The following is a 19,731-nucleotide window of genomic DNA, read 5'->3' on the forward strand; positions in this document are numbered from 1 at the left end:
TTCTCTTCTTTCAAAAAGTTGATCGTTGAATGACTTGCCGCGCGATTACTTCGACTTGGCGTTGATGATCGCTTCCGACACATTACGCGGTGCTTCAGCGTAGTGCTTGAACTCCATCGTGTACGTTGCACGACCTTGGGTCAGCGAACGCAGCGACGTCGAGTAGCCGAACATTTCCGACAGCGGCACTTCTGCGCGAACGATCTTGCCACCGCCAACCATGTCGTCCATGCCCTGCACGATGCCGCGACGACCCGACAGGTCGCCCATCACGTTGCCCATGTAATCTTCAGGCGTTTCGACTTCCACAGCCATCATCGGTTCGAGGATGACCGGTTGAGCCTTGCGCATTGCTTCCTTGAACGCCATCGAGCCGGCCATGCGGAACGCATTTTCGTTCGAGTCAACGTCGTGGTACGAACCGAACGTCAGGTGAACCTTCACGTCAACGACCGGGAAGCCTGCCAGCACGCCGGCCTTCAGCGTTTCCTGGATACCCTTGTCGACTGCCGGAATGTATTCGCGCGGAATCACACCGCCCTTGATTTCGTCCAGGAACTCGTAGCCCTTGCCTTGCTCGTTCGGCTCGAGCGTGATGACCGCGTGACCATACTGGCCGCGACCACCCGACTGCTTGACGAACTTGCCGTCAACGTCTTCCGCCTTACCGCGAATCGTTTCGCGGTAAGCAACCTGCGGCTTGCCAACCGTCGCTTCCACGCCGAATTCGCGCTTCATACGGTCAACCAGAATTTCGAGGTGCAGTTCGCCCATGCCCGAAATAATGGTTTGGCCCGATTCTTCGTCCGTTTGAACGCGGAACGACGGATCTTCCTGAGCCAGACGGTTCAGTGCCAGACCCATCTTTTCCTGGTCGGGCTTCGTCTTCGGCTCGACAGCCTGCGAGATCACCGGTTCCGGGAAAATCATGCGCTCGAGAACGATCGGGTTTTGCGGATCGCACAGCGTGTCGCCCGTCGTCGCTTCCTTCAAGCCAACTGCTGCCGCGATGTCGCCTGCGCGCACTTCCTTGATTTCTTCGCGCTGGTTCGCGTGCATCTGCAGAATACGGCCCAGACGTTCTTTCTTGTCCTTGGTCGCGTTCAGCACCGTGTCACCCGAATTCACCACACCCGAGTAGACGCGGAAGAAGATCAGCTGGCCGACGAACGGGTCGGTCATGATCTTGAATGCCAGCGACGAGAACTTTTCGTCGTCCGACGCACGGCGCTCGCCCTTCTCGCCGTTTTCCAGTTCGCCCGTAACCGGCGGAATGTCGATCGGCGACGGCAGGAAGTCCAGAACAGCGTCCAGCATGCGCTGCACGCCCTTGTTCTTGAACGCGGTGCCGCACAGCATCGGCTGGATTTCGCAAGCGATCGTACGGTCGCGCAGGCCCTTGATGATTTCCGCTTCAGAGAGCTCGCCCTCTTCCAGGTACTTGTTCATCAGTTCTTCGCTCGACTCGGCAGCCGCTTCGATCATTTTTTCGCGCCACTCGTTGCACGAATCGACCAGCTCAGCCGGGATGTCTTCGTACGAGAACTTGGTACCTTGGGACGCGTCGTCCCAAATGATCGCCTTCATCTTCATCAGATCGACGACGCCCGTGAAGTTCTCTTCCGCGCCGATAGGCACCACGACCGGAACCGGGTTTGCCTTCAGACGCAGCTTCAGCTGGTCGTAAACCTTGAAGAAGTTCGCGCCGGTACGGTCCATCTTGTTGATGAACGCGAGACGGGGAACCTTGTACTTGTTAGCCTGACGCCACACGGTTTCCGACTGGGGCTGCACGCCGCCCACTGCGCAATAAACCATGCACGCGCCGTCGAGCACGCGCATCGAGCGCTCAACTTCAATCGTGAAGTCGACGTGGCCCGGAGTGTCGATGATGTTGATGCGGTGCTCGGCGCGGTCGCCGGCCATGCCTTTCCAGAATGCCGTCGTCGCAGCCGACGTGATCGTGATGCCGCGCTCCTGCTCCTGCTCCATCCAGTCCATGGTGGCAGCGCCGTCGTGAACTTCACCAATCTTGTGGTTCACGCCGGTGTAGAACAGGATGCGCTCGGTCGTCGTCGTTTTGCCGGCGTCGATGTGAGCGCTAATACCGATGTTACGGTAGCGCTCGATAGGTGTCTTGCGAGCCACTTTGATCCTCTATGGGGATGGCGCGATGCGAGAAAATACCCATCGCGCTGTAACACAAACGGGCGAGGCGCTTTGTAAGCGCACCCGCCCGGAATTTCTTTCCGTTTTCTCGGCTAAACCCGGTTTCGGGAAGCTTAGAAACGGAAATGCGAGAACGCCTTGTTGGCTTCTGCCATCCGGTGAACTTCGTCGCGCTTCTTCATTGCGCCGCCACGGCCTTCGGCCGCTTCGGAGAGTTCACCTGCCAGACGCAGGGCCATCGACTTCTCGCTGCGCTTCTTCGCGGCTTCACGCAGCCAACGCATCGCCAATGCCATACGACGCGACGGGCGCACTTCGACCGGAACCTGATAGTTCGCACCACCAACGCGGCGGCTCTTGACTTCGACCACCGGCTTGACGTTGTTGAGCGCTACCGTGAACACTTCCAGCGGGTCCTTGCCACCCTTGGTCTGGATCTGTTCGAAAGCGCCGTACACGATACGCTCCGCAACCGACTTCTTGCCGGAGAGCATCAGCACGTTCATGAACTTAGCTACATCAACGTTACCGAACTTCGGGTCCGGCAACACTTCCCGCTTGGGAACTTCGCGACGACGCGGCATGTTTCTTCCTTTAACTTTTCAGTTGGAGCTGTTTTAGCCCCGCGGCCACCAACTAACCCGATTCATCTTCAAGACTTACCAGCCTGGTCGGGTGACCACTTACTCGACAGCACCGGCGATTCCGGCACCCTCGCTATTACCGCCTTCGCAGGCGACCTGACACTACTGACTGGCTAATTACTTGCCGGCCTTGGCACGCTTCGCACCGTACTTCGAGCGAGCCTGCTTACGATCCTTGACGCCTTGGGTGTCCAGCGAGCCGCGAACCATGTGGTAGCGCACACCCGGCAAGTCCTTCACACGACCGCCGCGAATCAGCACGACCGAGTGTTCCTGCAGGTTGTGGCCTTCACCACCGATGTACGAAATGACTTCGAAGCCGTTCGTGAGGCGCACCTTCGCGACCTTACGGAGTGCCGAGTTCGGCTTCTTCGGCGTCGTGGTGTACACACGGGTGCACACGCCGCGACGCTGGGGGCAGTCCTGCAAAGCCGGGCTCTTGCTCTTGGTCGTTTCCGACTCGCGGCCTTTGCGAACCAGTTGATTGATGGTTGGCATTGTTTATTCCTGAAATTGAACAAAATCGACGCATATGTTTCTGGGCAAAGCAGAAACGACTGCGCATCGAACTTCCAGCCTGGATTACAGACACGTGGACGGAGTCCGCGCGCAAGCATTCCAAGAACCGGAACCTAACATAATATTCCGAAAACACTAAGTGAGTCAACAGGTTGCAATCTTTCGCAGACCTCTCGACCTCGCCCACGCGCCGAGCCGCGCACTCAGTCCGCGGCGACGACTTCCAGCAGTTCGTCGCCGAAACGGTCGAGCTTGCGTGCGCCCATGCCTGGAATGCCGCGCAAGTCCTCAATGGAATCCGGGCCATTGCGGGCAATTTCCGCAAGCGTTGCGTCGTGGAAAATCACGTAAGCGGGCACGCCGTCGCTCTTCGCCGTTTCCGTCCGCCACGCCCGCAGGCGCTCCCAGCGGGCGCGTTCGAGCGGCCCCATGCCGATTGTCGGGTCCGCGCGCTCGCTGGTTCTTCCGGAAGACTGGCGGGTGCGCGTCGGCTTGACATAGCGGCGCATCGTGACGTGCTGCTCGCCTTTCAGCACAGGCTTGCTCGCCTCGGTGAGCACCAGCGAGCCGTAGCCTTCGTGATCGACGGTCAGGTAGCCGAACGCGACAAGCTGGCGGAATACCGCGCGCCACTCCGGCTCGCCGAGCGCCGCGCCAATGCCGAACGTGGTCAGCTTTTCGTGACCGCGCTGCAGAATTTTCTCGCTGCGATTTCCTCGCAAAATGTCAATCAGATGGCCGGCGCCAAAGTTAAAGCCGCTCGCCCGCTGCGCGCGAAACACGCACGACAGCGCCATTTGCGCCTCGCGCGTCGCGTCCCACGTGGCAGGCGGCTCGAGACAGTTATCACAGTTGCCGCAAGGCTGGCTCGATTCGCCGAAGTAGGCGAGCAGCCGCACGCGCCGGCACGTCGCGGCTTCGCACAGGCCGAGCAGCGCATCGAGCTTGCCGGTCTGGACGCGCTTGTGCGCGTCGTCCGCGTCGGATTCGTCGATCATCTTGCGCTGCTGCACGACGTCGCCGAGACCATAGGCCATCCACGCATTGGACGGCATGCCGTCGCGCCCCGCCCGCCCCGTCTCCTGGTAATACCCTTCGACGCTCTTCGGCAAATCCAGGTGAGCGACGAAACGCACGTCGGGTTTGTCGATGCCCATGCCAAACGCAATCGTCGCGCACATGACGATGCCTTCCTCGCGCTGGAACATCTCCTGATGCTTTTGCCGGATCTCGAACTCCATGCCCGCGTGATACGGCAGTGCGCGCATGCCTTTTTCTTTGAGCCAGTCCGCCGTTTCCTCGACTTTGCGCCGCGACAGACAATAAACGACGCCGGCGTCGGTCGTGCCGTCCGCACGCGTGTGCTCGGCGCGGATGAAGTCGAGCAGTTGGGTGCGCGCGTTGTCCTTTTCGACGATTCGATAGCGAATGTTCGGCCGGTCGAAGCTGGAAACAAAAATGCGCGCGTCGTCCAGTGCGAGACGGTGAATGATTTCGTCGCGCGTGATCGCGTCCGCGGTCGCCGTCAGCGCAATGCGCGGCACATTCGGAAAACGCTCGTGCAATACCGAAAGCTGGATATATTCGGGCCGGAAATCGTGCCCCCATTGCGAGACGCAATGCGCTTCGTCAATCGCGAACAGGCCGATGCGCGTGCGCTCCAGCAATTCCTGGAAGCGCGGCGTCATCAAACGCTCCGGCGCCACGTACAACAGATCGATGTCGCCGTCGCGCAATGCGCGCTCGGTGGCCATGGCTTCGGCGCTCGATAGCGTGGAGTTCAGATAAGCGGCCCGCACGCCGACTTCGGTCAGGGCGGCGACCTGATCCTGCATCAGGGCGATCAGCGGAGACACGACGATGCCCGCGCCGAAGCCGCCTTCGCGCCGAACCAGCGACGGAATCTGATAGCACAGCGATTTGCCGCCGCCTGTTGGCATCAGCACGAGACAATCACCGCCGCCGGCGACGTGCTCGACAATTTCGCCTTGCTGTCCTCTGAACGCAGGGTAACCGAAGACTTCGTTGAGGATTTCTAGCGGACGGGACATGAATTTGAGAGAAGCGGCGTGATGCGGGTGACACGAATTTTACCAACGCATTCGCGCTGCGCCGTTCCTTTGCGACAACGTTAGCCATCCGGCCAACCCATTGACAAAAAAGGCGCATAAAAAAAAGCCGCTCAGTCGAAACTGAGCGGCTTCGCTGGCCGGTGAGCCCGAGCGGCTTGCGCCGCCTGGACTGACTGAGCTGAGCTTACTCGCCGGTGTGGTGCTGTTCGGCGGCCGGAGTTTCCGGCGTACCGAATTCGAACGACTCTTCCGCTGCGATCTGATCGAAACGCTCGCGGTCGGACAGTTCCTTGCTCTTGCGTGCCTTGTGGAACGCGAGACCCGTACCGGCCGGAATCAGACGGCCGACGATCACGTTTTCCTTCAGACCACGCAGGTCGTCGCGCTTGCCCATGATCGCCGCTTCGGTCAGCACGCGAGTCGTTTCCTGGAACGACGCCGCGGAGATGAACGAATCGGTCGACAGCGACGCCTTCGTGATACCGAGCAACACGTTTTCGTACGTTGCCGGACGCTTGTCTTCCGCGATCATACGGTCGTTCTCGTCGAGCATGTCCGAACGCTCGACCTGTTCGCCCGGGATGAAACGCGTATCGCCGTTGTCGGTGATCTGCACGCGGCGCAGCATCTGACGAACAATCACTTCAATGTGCTTGTCGTTGATCTTCACGCCTTGCAGACGGTACACGTCCTGCACTTCGTCCACGATGTAACGCGACAGCGCTTCGACGCCCTGCAAACGCAAGATGTCGTGCGGATCGGCCGGCCCGTCGACAATCATTTCGCCCTTGTTGACGACCTGACCATCGTGCACCAGAACCTGCTTTTCCTTCGCGATCAGGAACTCGTGCTGGTTACCCTCGAGGTCCGTGATAACGAGACGCTGCTTGCCCTTCGTGTCCTTACCGAACGACGTCGTACCCGTGACTTCCGCCAGGATACCTGCGTCCTTCGGCGAACGTGCTTCGAACAGTTCCGCCACCCGCGGCAGACCGCCGGTAATGTCACGCGTTTTCTGCGATTCGGTCGGGATACGTGCGAGCACTTCACCGACTTGCACTTGCTGACCGTCCTTCACGGTGATCAGAGCGCCGACCTGGAAGCCGATCTGCACCGAGTGCTCGGTGTTCGGAATCTTGACTTCTTCGCCGTTCGCATCGAGCAGCTTGACCTGCGGACGCACCGTCTTCGACGCCTGCGAACCACGACGCTTCACGTCGATCACGACCAGCGTGGACAGACCCGTCACATCGTCGATCTGCTTCGCAACGGTCACGCCTTCTTCGACGTTTTCGAACTTCACCGTACCACCGTACTCGGTGATGATCGGACGCGTCATCGGGTCCCACGTCGCCAGTTGCGTGCCGGCCTTGATCTGCGCGCCGTCCAGTTGCAACAGCGTCGCGCCGTACGGCACCTTGTGACGTTCGCGCTCGCGACCGTGGTCGTCGGTGATCATCGCTTCGCCCGAACGCGAGATGACGATCTGTTCGCCCTTCGCGTTGGTGACGTAACGCATCGTTGCCGTGAAGCGCACCGTGCCGTTCGACTTCGCTTCAACCGACGAAGCCACTGCCGCACGCGATGCCGCACCACCGATGTGGAACGTACGCATGGTCAGCTGCGTGCCCGGTTCACCGATCGACTGAGCAGCGATCACACCCACTGCCTCGCCGACGTTGACCGACGAGCCGCGGCCCAGGTCGCGGCCATAGCAGGCTGCGCACAGACCGTAACGCGTTTCGCAAGTCAGCGGCGTGCGCACGCGCACTTCGTCGATGCCGAGTCGTTCGATTTCTTCGACCGCATCTTCGTCGAGCAACGTGCCCGATTCGTACAGCGTTTCCTGCGATTCCGGATTGACGACGTCAGCCACGGCCACGCGACCGAGAATACGGTCACGCAGTGCTTCGACGACTTCACCGCCTTCGACCAACGCCTTCATCGCGACGCCGTTGGACGTACCGCAATCGTCCTCGACCACCACGAGATCCTGCGTGACGTCGACGAGACGACGCGTCAGGTAACCCGAGTTCGCCGTCTTCAGTGCCGTATCAGCCAGACCCTTACGTGCGCCGTGAGTCGAGATGAAGTACTGCAACACGTTCAGGCCTTCGCGGAAGTTCGCCGTAATCGGCGTCTCGATAATCGAGCCGTCCGGCTTTGCCATCAGGCCACGCATACCGGCCAGCTGACGAATCTGAACCGCGGAACCACGAGCGCCCGAGTCCGCCATCATGTAAATCGAGTTGAACGATTCCTGACGCGTTTCGTTGCCGTCGCGATCCGTAACCGGTTCCGTCGAGAGCTGCTCCATCATCGCCTTGCCGACCGCTTCCGACGTTGCCGACCAGATGTCGACCACGTTGTTGTAGCGCTCTTGCGACGTGACGAGACCCGACATGTACTGACGGTCGTATTCCTTCACCTTCTTCGCGGCGTCGCCGACGATGGTTTCCTTCTGCGGCGGCACGAGCATGTCGTCGACGCAGATCGAGATACCAGCGCGCGTTGCCAGACGGAAACCCGACTGCATCAACTGATCGGCGAAAATCACCGTTTCACGCAGACCGCACTTGCGGAATGCGGTGTTGATGAGGCGCGAAATTTCCTTCTTCTTCAACGGCTTGTTCAGCACCGAGAACGGCAGGCCCGGCGGCAGAATTTCCGACAGGATCGAACGGCCAACGGTCGTTGCGTACAGCGTGATCTTCGGCACGAATGCCGGAGCGCCTTCCGACTTGTCTTCGTTGTGGACCATTTCGGTGATCCGCACGTTGACGCGCGAGGCCAGCTCGACTTCCTTGTTCTCGTATGCACGCAGCACTTCCGAGACGCCCGTGAACGACAGGCCTTCACCCTTGCCGTTCACTGCTTCGCGGGTCGCGTAGTACAGACCGAGCACGATATCCTGCGACGGCACGATCGACGGATCGCCGTTGGCCGGGAACAGGACGTTGTTCGACGCCAGCATCAGCGTGCGCGCTTCCATCTGCGCTTCGAGCGACAGCGGCACGTGAACAGCCATCTGGTCACCGTCGAAGTCGGCGTTGAACGCCGCGCAAACGAGCGGGTGCAGCTGGATTGCCTTACCTTCGATCAGCACCGGCTCGAAAGCCTGAATGCCAAGACGGTGCAGCGTCGGCGCACGGTTGAGCATGACCGGATGTTCGCGGATCACCTCTTCCAGAATGTCCCACACCACCGGCGTCTGATTCTCGACTTCCTTCTTCGCAGCCTTGATGGTGGTAGCGACACCCATCACTTCGAGCTTGTTGAAGATGAACGGCTTGAACAGTTCGAGCGCCATCAGCTTCGGCAGACCGCACTGATGCAGCTTGAGCGTCGGGCCGACCACGATCACCGAACGGCCCGAATAGTCAACGCGCTTACCGAGCAGGTTCTGACGGAAACGGCCGCCCTTACCCTTGATCATGTCAGCGAGCGACTTCAGCGGACGCTTGTTCGCGCCAGTCATCGCCTTACCGCGACGACCGTTGTCGAGCAGCGAGTCGACAGCTTCCTGCAGCATCCGCTTTTCGTTGCGGACGATGATTTCAGGCGCCTTCAGTTCGAGCAGACGCTTCAACCGGTTGTTACGGTTGATCACGCGGCGATACAGGTCGTTCAGGTCCGACGTCGCGAAACGGCCGCCGTCCAGCGGCACCAGCGGACGCAGTTCCGGCGGCAGCACCGGCAGCACTTCGAGCACCATCCAGTCAGGCTTGATGCCCGAACGCTGGAAAGCCTCGAGCACCTTCAGGCGCTTCGCGTACTTCTTGATCTTCGCTTCCGAACCCGTGTTCTTGAGTTCGGTGCGGAGCATTTCGACCTGTTCGTCGATGTTGATCGCGCGCAGCAGTTCGCGAACGCCTTCCGCGCCCATCTCGGCACGGAATTCGTCACCGTACTCTTCGACCTTGTTGTAGTAATCCTCTTCGGTCATGATCTGCCGCGCTTTCAGCGGCGTCATGCCCGGATCGATCACCACGTACGCTTCGAAGTACAGCACGCGTTCGATGTCGCGCAGCGTCATGTCGAGCACCATGCCCAGACGCGACGGCAGCGACTTCAGGAACCAGATGTGCGCAACCGGCGAGGCCAGTTCAATGTGGCCCATCCGTTCGCGACGCACCTTCGCCAGCGTCACTTCAACGCCGCACTTCTCGCAGATCACGCCACGATGCTTCAGGCGCTTGTACTTGCCGCAAAGGCATTCGTAGTCTTTGATCGGGCCGAAAATCTTCGCGCAGAACAGACCATCGCGTTCCGGCTTGAACGTCCGGTAGTTGATGGTTTCCGGCTTCTTCACTTCACCGAACGACCACGAACGGATCTTGTCCGGCGAGGCCAGACCGATCTTGATCGCGTCAAAAACTTCAGGTTGTTGGACTTGCTTGAATAGATCGAGCAAAGCTTTCATCGCTTCTCTCCAGTAGTCCGATTAGTTGCGGTCGAGGTCGATATCGATACCCAGCGAGCGGATTTCCTTCACCAGCACGTTGAAGGATTCCGGCATGCCTGCATCGATCACGTGATCGCCCTTGACCAGGTTCTCGTACACCTTGGTCCGGCCCGTCACGTCATCCGACTTCACCGTCAGCATTTCTTGCAGCACGTACGATGCGCCGTACGCTTCGAGCGCCCACACTTCCATCTCACCGAAACGCTGGCCACCGAATTGCGCCTTACCGCCCAACGGCTGCTGCGTCACGAGCGAGTACGGGCCCGTGGAACGCGCGTGCATCTTGTCGTCGACCAGGTGGTGCAGCTTCAGGTAGTGCATGTAGCCGACCGTCACCGTACGTTCGAACATTTCGCCCGTGCGGCCGTCGTACAGACGCACCTGATTCTTCGACGGCGTCATGCCGAGGTTCTTCGCGATGTCGTCCGGGAATGCCAGATCCAGCGCGCGCGACATTTCTTCTTCCGTCGCACCGTCGAACACTGGCGTGGCGAACGGCACGCCTTCGCGCAGGTTCTTCGCCAGTTCGACGATTTCGTCGTCGGTGAAGCTGTCCAGCTCTTCGGCACGGCCCGACTCGTTGTAGATCTTGGTCAGGAATTCGCGCAGTTCTTCAATCTTCGCCTGACGTTGCAGCATTTCGCCGATACGCCAGCCGAGACCCTTCGCGGCCCAACCCAGATGCACTTCGAGAACCTGACCCACGTTCATCCGCGACGGCACGCCGAGCGGGTTCAGAACGACGTCAGCCGGACGGCCGTCGGCCATGTACGGCATGTCTTCAATCGGAACGATCTTCGACACGACACCCTTGTTACCGTGACGGCCTGCCATCTTGTCGCCAGGCTGCAGACGGCGCTTGACTGCCAGATACACCTTGACCATCTTCAGCACGCCCGGCGGCAGTTCGTCGCCTTGCGTGAGCTTCTTGCGCTTTTCTTCGAACGCGAGGTCGAACTGGTGACGCTTCTCTTCGATCGAGTTCTTGATCGCTTCGAGCTGCGCAGCCGCTTCTTCGTCCGCGAGGCGGATGTCGAACCAGTGGTAGTGATCCAGATCTTCCAGGTAAGCCTGTTCGATCTTCGTACCCTTCGCCAGCTTCTTCGGACCGCCGTTCGCGACCTTGCCGGTCAGCATGCGCGCGAGACGCTGGAACGCGTCGCCTTCCACGATACGCAGCTGGTCGTTCAGGTCGAGGCGGTAGCGCTTCAGTTCATCGTCGATGATCTGTTGCGCGCGCTTGTCGCGCTGAATGCCTTCACGCGTGAACACCTGCACGTCGATGACCGTTCCGCTCATGCCCGACGGCACGCGCAGCGACGTGTCCTTCACGTCGGAAGCCTTTTCGCCAAAGATCGCGCGCAGCAGCTTTTCTTCCGGCGTCAGCTGGGTTTCGCCCTTCGGCGTGACCTTGCCGACCAGCACGTCGCCTGCTTCGACTTCAGCGCCGATATACACGATGCCCGACTCGTCGAGACGGCCGAGTTGCACTTCAGCGAGATTCGAGATGTCGCGCGTGATTTCTTCAGGTCCGAGCTTCGTGTCGCGAGCCACGACATTCAGTTCTTCGATGTGGATCGACGTGTAACGGTCGTCCGCAACCACCTTCTCCGAGATCAGGATCGAGTCTTCGAAGTTGTAGCCGTTCCACGGCATGAACGCGATCAGCATGTTCTGGCCGAGCGCAAGCTCGCCCAGATCGGTCGATGCGCCGTCAGCCAGCACGTCGCCGCGCGCAACCTTGTCGCCCATCTTCACGATCGGACGCTGGTTGATGTTCGTGTTCTGGTTCGAACGCGTGTACTTGATCAGGTTGTAGATATCGACACCGACATCACCCGCGACCGCTTCGTCGTCGTTCACGCGAATCACGATACGGCCTGCGTCGACGTAGTCGACCACGCCACCGCGGAATGCCTGAACCGTCGTACCCGAGTCGACCGCCACCGTGCGCTCGATGCCCGTACCGACCACGGCCTTTTCAGGACGCAGACACGGCACAGCCTGACGCTGCATGTTCGAACCCATCAACGCGCGGTTCGCGTCGTCGTGCTCGAGGAACGGAATCAGCGATGCAGCCACCGAGACGATCTGCGACGGCGCCACATCCATGTACTGGATACGGTCCGGCGTGACCATCATCGTTTCGCCGGCTTCGCGCGACGACACGAGTTCGTCGGTCAGCGAGCCGTCTTCAGCCACGGCCGCGTTCGCCTGAGCGATCACGTAACGGCCTTCTTCGATTGCCGACAGGTAATCGATCTGGTCCGTCACCTTGCCGTCCGTCACCTTGCGGTACGGCGTTTCGAGGAAGCCGTATTCGTTCAGGTGCGCGTACAGAGCGAGCGAGTTGATCAGGCCGATGTTCGGACCTTCCGGCGTTTCAATCGGGCACACGCGACCGTAGTGAGTCGGGTGCACGTCGCGAACTTCAAAGCCGGCGCGCTCGCGCGTCAGACCGCCCGGGCCCAGTGCCGAAACACGGCGCTTGTGCGTGATTTCCGACAGCGGGTTCGTTTGGTCCATGAACTGCGACAGCTGCGACGAACCGAAGAACTCGCGAATGGCCGACGAAATCGGCTTCGAGTTGATCAGATCGTGCGGCATCAGGTTTTCGCTTTCGGCTTGACCGAGGCGTTCCTTCACAGCACGTTCGACACGCACGAGACCTGCGCGGAACTGGTTTTCCGCCAGTTCGCCGACGCAACGCACACGACGATTGCCCAAGTGGTCGATGTCGTCCACTTCGCCCTTGCCGTTACGCAGCTCGACCAGGATCTTGATCGTTGCGAGGATGTCGTCGTCTTGCAGCGTCATCGGACCGACGATTTCGTCGCGGCCCACGCGACGATTGAACTTCATACGACCCACCTTGGACAGGTCGTATGCGTCTTCACTGTAGAACAGACGATTGAACAGCGCCTCGACCGCTTCTTCGGTCGGCGGTTCGCCCGGACGCATCATGCGGTAGATCGCGATGCGAGCGGCCATCTTGTCCGCGGTTTCGTCGATACGCAGCGTAGACGAGATGTACGGACCCTGATCCAGATCGTTCGTGTAGAGCGTCTGAATCTCTTTGATCTTCGACTCGCGCAGCTTCTCGAGGACCGTCTCGGTGATTTCGTCGTTCGCGTTGGCGATGACTTCACCCGTGTCGCCGTCGACGACGTTCTTCGCCAGCACGCGGCCGAGCAGATAGTCTTCCGGAACCGAAATGAACTTGGTCTTCGCGTTGTCCAGATCGCGAATGTGCTTCGCGTTGATCCGCTTGTCCTTCTGGACGATCACGTTGCCATCACGATCCGTGATGTCGAAACGCGCGACTTCACCACGCAGACGCTCCGGCACGAATTCCATCTGCGCGCCTTCCGGCATCAGCGTGAAATTGTCGAACACGAAGAAGTTGGCGAGGATCTGTTCCGGCGTGAGGCCGATTGCCTTCAGCAGGATCGTGACCGGCATCTTGCGGCGACGGTCGACGCGGAAATACAGCACGTCCTTCGGGTCGAACTCGAAATCGAGCCACGAGCCGCGATAAGGAATGATACGTGCCGAGAACAGGAGCTTGCCCGAGCTGTGCGTCTTGCCCTTGTCGTGTTCGAAGAACACGCCCGGCGAACGGTGCAGCTGCGAAACGATCACACGTTCCGTGCCGTTGATGACGAACGAACCGGTCGGCGTCATGAGCGGAATTTCGCCCATGTACACTTCCTGTTCCTTCACTTCCTTGACGACCGGCTTGCTCGGCGATTCTTTATCGAGCAGCACCAGACGCACTTTCGCGCGCAGCGCCGAGCAGTACGTCAAACCGCGCTGCTGACATTCCTTGATGTTGAATGCCGGCGGCGACAGCATGTAGCTGACGAACTCAAGACGTGCGAATCCGTTGTGCGAAACGATGGGGAAAACGGATGTGAACGCAGCTTGCAGGCCTTCCGGCTTGCGTTGCGTAGACGACGTGTCTGCTTGCAGAAACGTGCTGAATGATTCAAGCTGGGTAGCCAGCAGGAAAGGTACTTGGTGAACGATGGGGCGCTTCGCAAAACTCTTGCGAATACGCTTCTTCTCGGTGAAGGAATATTGCATACGATCTCCGAATCACGGCGGGCATTGTTGTCGAGGCAGGATACCTTGATGAGACAACCCGAGTGTTCACCGACTGAGACCCGATGGCCGTCCGATGGCTTGAACGAGCCTAGAAGCTTGGTGGTTGGCCGCTACCAACCGCTGGCTGACGGCAGCGGATGCCTGTGTTGCCCGCTACCCGACCAAACTTGCCTTCTGCAGTCGCTTCAGAAGACAAAGAGAAGCGCCAGTCAATGTTGCCGATAGGCGATCTTCTTTGGCTTCTGGGAGCCGCATTCTTGCCCGACTAGCGATGCAAAAACGCGTCCCCCACAAAGCACAAAAAGGCCGGCGGTGAAAAACCGCCAGCCTTCGCACAGCGCGCTGAAACTTACTTGATTTCAGCCTTCGCGCCGGCTTCTTCCAGCTTCTTCTTGGCTTCTTCAGCAGCAGCCTTCGGTACCGCTTCCTTAACAGGCTTCGGTGCGCCGTCGACCAAGTCCTTCGCTTCCTTCAGGCCGAGACCCGTCAGTTCACGAACAGCCTTAATGACGGAAACCTTGTTCGCGCCGACGTCGACCAGGTTGACCGTGAATTCGGTCTGCTCTTCAGCTGCAGCAGCGCCGCCGCCTGCACCTGCCGGGCCTGCCACTGCAACAGCAGCTGCCGACACGCCAAACTTTTCTTCGAACGCCTTAACCAGCTCGTTCAGTTCCAGAACCGACATCGAGCCTACAGCTTCGAGGATGTCTTCTTTTGCGATTGCCATTTGAAATACTCCTAAATTGAATTCGGATACAGCCAGCGATCAATCACGCTCGACTGAAGTGCATTACGCAGCGGTTTCTTCGCCTTGTTTCTTTTCTGCCAGCGCGGCCAGAGCGCGCGCAAAGCCAGAAACAGGTGCCTGCATAACGTACAACAGCTTGGAGAGCAGTTCTTCGCGGCTCGGGATGTTTGCCAGCGCTTGCACGCCAGCCTTGTCCATCACCTTGCCTTCGTAGGAACCAGCCTTGATGACCAACTTGTCATTGCTCTTGCTGAAGTCATTGACGACCTTAGCAGCAGCAATTGCATCTTCCGAGATGCCGTAGATCAGGGGGCCGGTCATCTGCTCTGCCAGCGGAGCAAACGGGGTTCCTTCGACAGCGCGACGCGCCAGCGTGTTCTTCAACACGCGAAGGTAAACCTGTTGCTCACGCGCTTTCGCGCGCAGCTTGGTCAGATCGCCAACCGCGATTCCACGATACTCAGCCAGAACCACGGTCTGAGCTTTCGCGACTTGCGCGGCAACCTCAGCGACGACGGCCTGCTTGCTTTCTTTGTTGAGTGGCACGGTTAACCTCCAGATTCGATACACGCAGCGTGCGCCTTGTGCACCGCGTTCAATAACGGCGTCCGACCAGTCAGGAGTATTTCGACCGCCGACACCCGCATTGCTGCGGACGGCCAGCGGCTTCATCACTACAAAACCTTTTCGGGTTCGCCATCTGCGTTGGCTTTACATTAAGGGCTCGCCTACCTGCTGCGTGCCCGCCAACGGTCTTTGACAACCGGTTGCGCGATGCAACTGCAATCGCACAACCGCCCAAAGCCCATAAACCACCTCGACTTTCATCGAGATGGTGAATTATTTACTGTGCCGCGAGCGATGCCTGGTCGACGCGAACGCCAACACCCATCGTGCTCGACAACGCGACCTTGCGCAGGTAAACGCCCTTGCTCGTGGCCGGCTTAGCCTTTTGCAGCGCTTCGATCAGCGCGCTCAAGTTGCTACGCAGAGCGGTCGGCTCGAACGAAGCACGGCCAATGGTCGCGTGAATGATACCGGCCTTGTCGACGCGGAATTGCACTTGACCAGCCTTTGCGTTCTTCACTGCCGTTGCGACGTCCGGCGTGACCGTGCCAACCTTCGGGTTCGGCATCAGGCCGCGCGGGCCGAGGATTTGACCGAGCGTACCGACAACGCGCATCGTGTCCGGCGAAGCAATCACGATGTCGAAGTTCAGATTGCCGGCCTTGACCTGTTCAGCCAGATCTTCCATACCGACCACTTCAGCACCCGCTGCCCGAGCCTGTTCTGCCTTTTCGCCTTGTGCGAACACTGCCACGCGCACCGACTTACCGGTACCAGCCGGCAGCACGACCGAGCCGCGAACCACTTGGTCCGACTTCTTCGCATCGATGCCGAGCTGCACTGCCACGTCGATCGACTCATCAAACTTCGCGCTTGCGCATTCCTTCACCAGCGACAGAGCGTCGTCGACCGGATAGAGCTTCTGACGATCAACCTTGGCTGCAAATCCTTGCAGACGCTTCGAAAGCTTAGCCATTTACACGCCCTCCACGGTGATGCCCATCGAACGGGCGCTACCAGCGATCGTACGAACCGCTGCGTCCAGATCTGCTGCCGTCAGGTCAGGCATCTTGGTCTTGGCGATGTCTTCAGCTTGAGCGCGGGTGATCTTGCCGACCTTGTCGGTATGCGGCTTGCTCGAACCCTTGTCGACCTTCGCTGCCTTCTTGATCAGAACCGTTGCCGGCGGCGTCTTGAGGACAAACGTGAAGCTCTTGTCAGCAAACGCGGTGATCACGACCGGAATCGGCAGACCCGGTTCCAGTGCTTGAGTCTGCGCGTTGAACGCCTTGCAGAACTCCATGATGTTCAAGCCGCGTTGGCCCAGTGCCGGACCGACCGGCGGCGACGGGTTGGCTTTACCTGCAGGGATCTGCAGCTTGATAAAGCCAATGATTTTCTTTGCCATGTTGAAAACCTCTTTGGAACGTCACATTGCATGTGAACGTTCAGTGAGTAGTAGCGCGCGTTCACCAAAAATCGGCTAATTACGCTCCTCAATGGTCATTACGCGGACCATAAGCGCGATATACGCAGCGCGCCGACTGGCGCGCTGCGTAGAATTCGAAATTACAGCTTCTCGACCTGGCCGAATTCCAGCTCGACCGGCGTTGCGCGGCCAAAAATGGTAACGGAAACCCGGACGCGCGATTTTTCGTAGTTGACTTCTTCGACGCTGCCGTTGAAATCGGTGAAGGGGCCGTCCTTCACCCTCACCATCTCACCAACCTCGAACAGGGTCTTCGGACGCGGCTTTTCCACGCCTTCCTGCATCTGCGACATGATCTTCTCGACTTCCCGCGGGGAAATCGGACTTGGGCGATTACGCGCGCCACCGACGAAGCCCGTGACTTTCGCCGTATTTTTCACGAGGTGCCACGTTTCGTCCGTCATTTCCATTTCCACCAGCACATAGCCGGGAAAGAAACGACGTTCAGTCACCGATTTGTGGCCACCCTTCACCTCGACGACTTCTTCAGTCGGAACGAGGATTTGACCAAACTGGTCTTGCATGCCTGCGCGTTCAATGCGCTCCTGAAGCGCACGTTGCACGCTCTTCTCCATACCGGAGTAGGCGTGCACGACATACCAACGCTTGCCGCTCGGAGATGCCGGAGTATCGCTCATATCATTTCCAACCCAGAATCACCGAGAAAATCGCCCATTCTATGGATTTATCACTTACCCAAAGAAAGATCGCCATTACGAATACGAAGCCGAAGACTACCAGTGTCGTCTGGGTGGCCTCTTTGCGAGTCGGCCAGACAACTTTACGGACTTCCTTGTACGAGTCTTTGGCGAAAGCGATGAAACCCTTGCCGGGCGCTGAGAGAAGACCGACTGCAACGCCTGCGATTGCTCCTACAGTCAAGGCAGCTCCGCGGACGTACCATTCCTGGCCGCTGAGCCAGAAGAACCCCACGAACCCGGCCAAGACCAGCAATACGCCCGCGACGAGCATCAGCTTGTCGCCGGATGTATTTACAGTTTCGACGGAAGGATTCGCCATAACACCTTAACAAAGCGCCACATTTGACGCGAGAGTTGGCAGGGGCAGAGGGAATCGAACCCCCAACCTTCGGTTTTGGAGACCGACGCTCTGCCAGTTGAGCTATACCCCTAAACCATTTGGGGTTGACGACACCGCCAACCCCGAAGCTACAGATTAACGAGAACTATCTGGCGTTACTCGAGAATCTTGGCAACCACACCGGCGCCGACCGTACGGCCGCCTTCGCGAATGGCGAAGCGCAGACCTTCTTCCATGGCGATCGGGTTGATCAGCTTCACCGTGATCGACACGTTGTCGCCCGGCATGACCATTTCCTTGTCCTTCGGCAGCTCGATCGAGCCCGTCACGTCCGTCGTACGGAAGTAGAACTGCGGACGGTAGTTGTTGAAGAACGGCGTGTGACGGCCGCCTTCGTCCTTGCTCAGCACGTACACTTCAGCCGTGAAGTGCGTGTGCGGGTTGATCGAACCCGGCTTGGCCAGCACCTGGCCACGCTCCACGTCTTCACGCTTCGTGCCGCGCAGCAGGATACCGACGTTGTCGCCTGCCTGACCCTGGTCGAGCAGCTTGCGGAACATTTCCACGCCCGTGCAGGTCGTCTTCACCGTCGGCTTGATACCGACAATTTCGATTTCCTCGCCGACCTTGACGATGCCGCGCTCAACGCGACCCGTCACCACCGTGCCACGACCCGAGATCGAGAACACGTCTTCCACCGGCATCAGGAACGAACCGTCCACCGCGCGCTCCGGCGTCGGGATGTACGTGTCCAGCGCGTCGGCCAGGTTCATGATCGCCACTTCGCCCAGCTCGCCCTTGTCGCCTTCCAGCGCCAGCTTGGCCGAACCCTTGATGATCGGCGTGTCGTCACCCGGGAAGTCGTACTTCGACAGAAGCTCGCGCACTTCCATCTCGACCAGCTCCAGCAGCTCAGCGTCGTCCACCATGTCGCACTTGTTCAGGAACACGATGATGTACGGAACGCCAACCTGACGCGCCAGCAGGATGTGCTCACGCGTTTGCGGCATCGGGCCGTCAGCGGCCGAACACACCAGGATCGCGCCGTCCATCTGCGCGGCGCCCGTGATCATGTTCTTCACATAGTCAGCGTGGCCCGGGCAGTCGACGTGTGCGTAGTGGCGGTTAGCCGTTTCGTACTCGACGTGTGCCGTGTTGATCGTGATACCACGTGCCTTTTCTTCCGGCGCCGCGTCGATCTGGTCGTATGCCTTCGCTTCGCCGCCGAACTTCTGCGTCAGAACCGTCGTGATCGCTGCCGTCAGCGTGGTCTTGCCGTGGTCAACGTGACCAATCGTGCCGACGTTCACGTGCGGCTTGGTCCGCTCAAACTTACCCTTGGCCATTTTCGACTCCTAAGAGGATTTTTCCGTACGTTGCGCCGGGCGCAAACAATCACTGAGTATTTCTGGTGCCCATGGGCAGGATCGAACTGCCGACCTCTCCCTTACCAAGGGAGTGCTCTACCACTGAGCCACATGGGCACTGCTTTCGCATTACTGGAGCGGGTGAAGGGAATCGAACCCTCGTCGTAAGCTTGGAAGGCTTCTGCTCTACCATTGAGCTACACCCGCAAGGATCATGGATTCCCAACAACTGCTACAACTTGCATTCTGGTGGAGGAGGTTGGATTCGAACCAACGTAGGCGTAAGCCAACAGATTTACAGTCTGCCCCCTTTAGCCACTCGGGCACCCCTCCGCAGAGAACTGATGATTATGGGGGAACAACTGCAGGTTGTCAAGGCTTTGCTTGACTATTCCGACCCAAGGCTCTCACTTATATGGCGTTTTTCGCCGCCGTAAACGCAGAAACCCCACCTTGAAGGGGTGGGGTTTCTGATGCTGCTGGGGAGCCTGACGATTACCTACTTTCACACGGGCAATCCGCACTATCATCGGCGTGGAGTCG

The 19,731-nt window shown here is 59.2% G+C and carries 13 protein-coding genes and 4 tRNA genes; all 17 read right to left on the reverse strand.

The annotated features are described in order from the left end of the window. Window positions 1–45: 45 nt before the first annotated feature. Window positions 46–2,148: an elongation factor G gene (fusA, locus tag VOM14_RS26255; RefSeq protein WP_327631652.1), complete on the reverse strand. Its 2,103-nt coding sequence runs from the start codon at window positions 2,146–2,148 to the stop codon at window positions 46–48. Window positions 2,149–2,282: 134 nt separating this feature from the next. Beyond that, window positions 2,283–2,753 carry a 30S ribosomal protein S7 gene (rpsG, locus tag VOM14_RS26260; RefSeq protein ID WP_006053291.1) on the reverse strand — a complete coding sequence of 157 codons (471 nt, stop codon included), beginning with the start codon at window positions 2,751–2,753 and terminating at the stop codon, window positions 2,283–2,285. A gap of 177 nt (window positions 2,754–2,930) precedes the next feature. Further along, complete coding sequence (rpsL, locus tag VOM14_RS26265; protein WP_102611100.1) at window positions 2,931–3,311, reverse strand: 30S ribosomal protein S12; 381 nt, start codon at window positions 3,309–3,311, stop codon at window positions 2,931–2,933. Between the two features lie 224 nt (window positions 3,312–3,535). Then, window positions 3,536–5,383, reverse strand: coding sequence for a DNA helicase RecQ (recQ, locus tag VOM14_RS26270; protein WP_327631653.1), 1,848 nt, complete (start codon window positions 5,381–5,383; stop codon window positions 3,536–3,538). A gap of 205 nt (window positions 5,384–5,588) precedes the next feature. Beyond that, window positions 5,589–9,827: a DNA-directed RNA polymerase subunit beta' gene (gene rpoC, locus VOM14_RS26275; protein ID WP_327631654.1), complete on the reverse strand. Its 4,239-nt coding sequence runs from the start codon at window positions 9,825–9,827 to the stop codon at window positions 5,589–5,591. A gap of 21 nt (window positions 9,828–9,848) precedes the next feature. Continuing rightward, window positions 9,849–13,955: a DNA-directed RNA polymerase subunit beta gene (gene rpoB / locus VOM14_RS26280; RefSeq protein ID WP_327631655.1), complete on the reverse strand. Its 4,107-nt coding sequence runs from the start codon at window positions 13,953–13,955 to the stop codon at window positions 9,849–9,851. A 370-nt stretch (window positions 13,956–14,325) separates the two neighbouring features. Next, window positions 14,326–14,703: a 50S ribosomal protein L7/L12 gene (gene rplL / locus VOM14_RS26285; RefSeq protein WP_327631656.1), complete on the reverse strand. Its 378-nt coding sequence runs from the start codon at window positions 14,701–14,703 to the stop codon at window positions 14,326–14,328. 63 nt (window positions 14,704–14,766) lie between these two features. Further along, window positions 14,767–15,270, reverse strand: a complete 504-nt coding sequence (rplJ, locus tag VOM14_RS26290; RefSeq protein ID WP_008922978.1) for a 50S ribosomal protein L10 — start codon at window positions 15,268–15,270, stop codon at window positions 14,767–14,769. A 298-nt stretch (window positions 15,271–15,568) separates the two neighbouring features. Continuing rightward, window positions 15,569–16,267 carry a 50S ribosomal protein L1 gene (gene rplA, locus VOM14_RS26295; RefSeq protein ID WP_327631657.1) on the reverse strand — a complete coding sequence of 233 codons (699 nt, stop codon included), beginning with the start codon at window positions 16,265–16,267 and terminating at the stop codon, window positions 15,569–15,571. Next, window positions 16,268–16,699, reverse strand: coding sequence for a 50S ribosomal protein L11 (gene rplK, locus VOM14_RS26300; RefSeq protein ID WP_013589839.1), 432 nt, complete (start codon window positions 16,697–16,699; stop codon window positions 16,268–16,270). It lies immediately after the preceding gene. Window positions 16,700–16,860: 161 nt separating this feature from the next. After that, on the reverse strand, window positions 16,861–17,418 hold the full coding sequence (gene nusG, locus VOM14_RS26305) for a transcription termination/antitermination protein NusG (RefSeq protein WP_007180147.1): 558 nt from the start codon (window positions 17,416–17,418) through the stop codon (window positions 16,861–16,863). A gap of 1 nt (window position 17,419) precedes the next feature. Then, complete coding sequence (gene secE / locus VOM14_RS26310) at window positions 17,420–17,800, reverse strand: preprotein translocase subunit SecE (protein ID WP_327631658.1); 381 nt, start codon at window positions 17,798–17,800, stop codon at window positions 17,420–17,422. A gap of 36 nt (window positions 17,801–17,836) precedes the next feature. Next, window positions 17,837–17,912, reverse strand: a tRNA-Trp gene (locus VOM14_RS26315). A 64-nt stretch (window positions 17,913–17,976) separates the two neighbouring features. After that, a complete protein-coding gene (gene tuf / locus VOM14_RS26320) occupies window positions 17,977–19,167 on the reverse strand; it encodes an elongation factor Tu (RefSeq protein ID WP_175151108.1) in 1,191 nt (396 codons plus the stop codon). 63 nt (window positions 19,168–19,230) lie between these two features. Further along, window positions 19,231–19,305, reverse strand: a tRNA-Thr gene (locus VOM14_RS26325). Window positions 19,306–19,321: 16 nt separating this feature from the next. Continuing rightward, window positions 19,322–19,395: transfer RNA gene (locus VOM14_RS26330), tRNA-Gly, on the reverse strand. 40 nt (window positions 19,396–19,435) lie between these two features. Further along, window positions 19,436–19,521: transfer RNA gene (locus tag VOM14_RS26335), tRNA-Tyr, on the reverse strand. Window positions 19,522–19,731 lie beyond the last annotated feature (210 nt).

This window comes from Paraburkholderia sp. MPAMCS5, from assembly GCF_036016995.1.
Classification (GTDB): domain Bacteria; phylum Pseudomonadota; class Gammaproteobacteria; order Burkholderiales; family Burkholderiaceae; genus Paraburkholderia.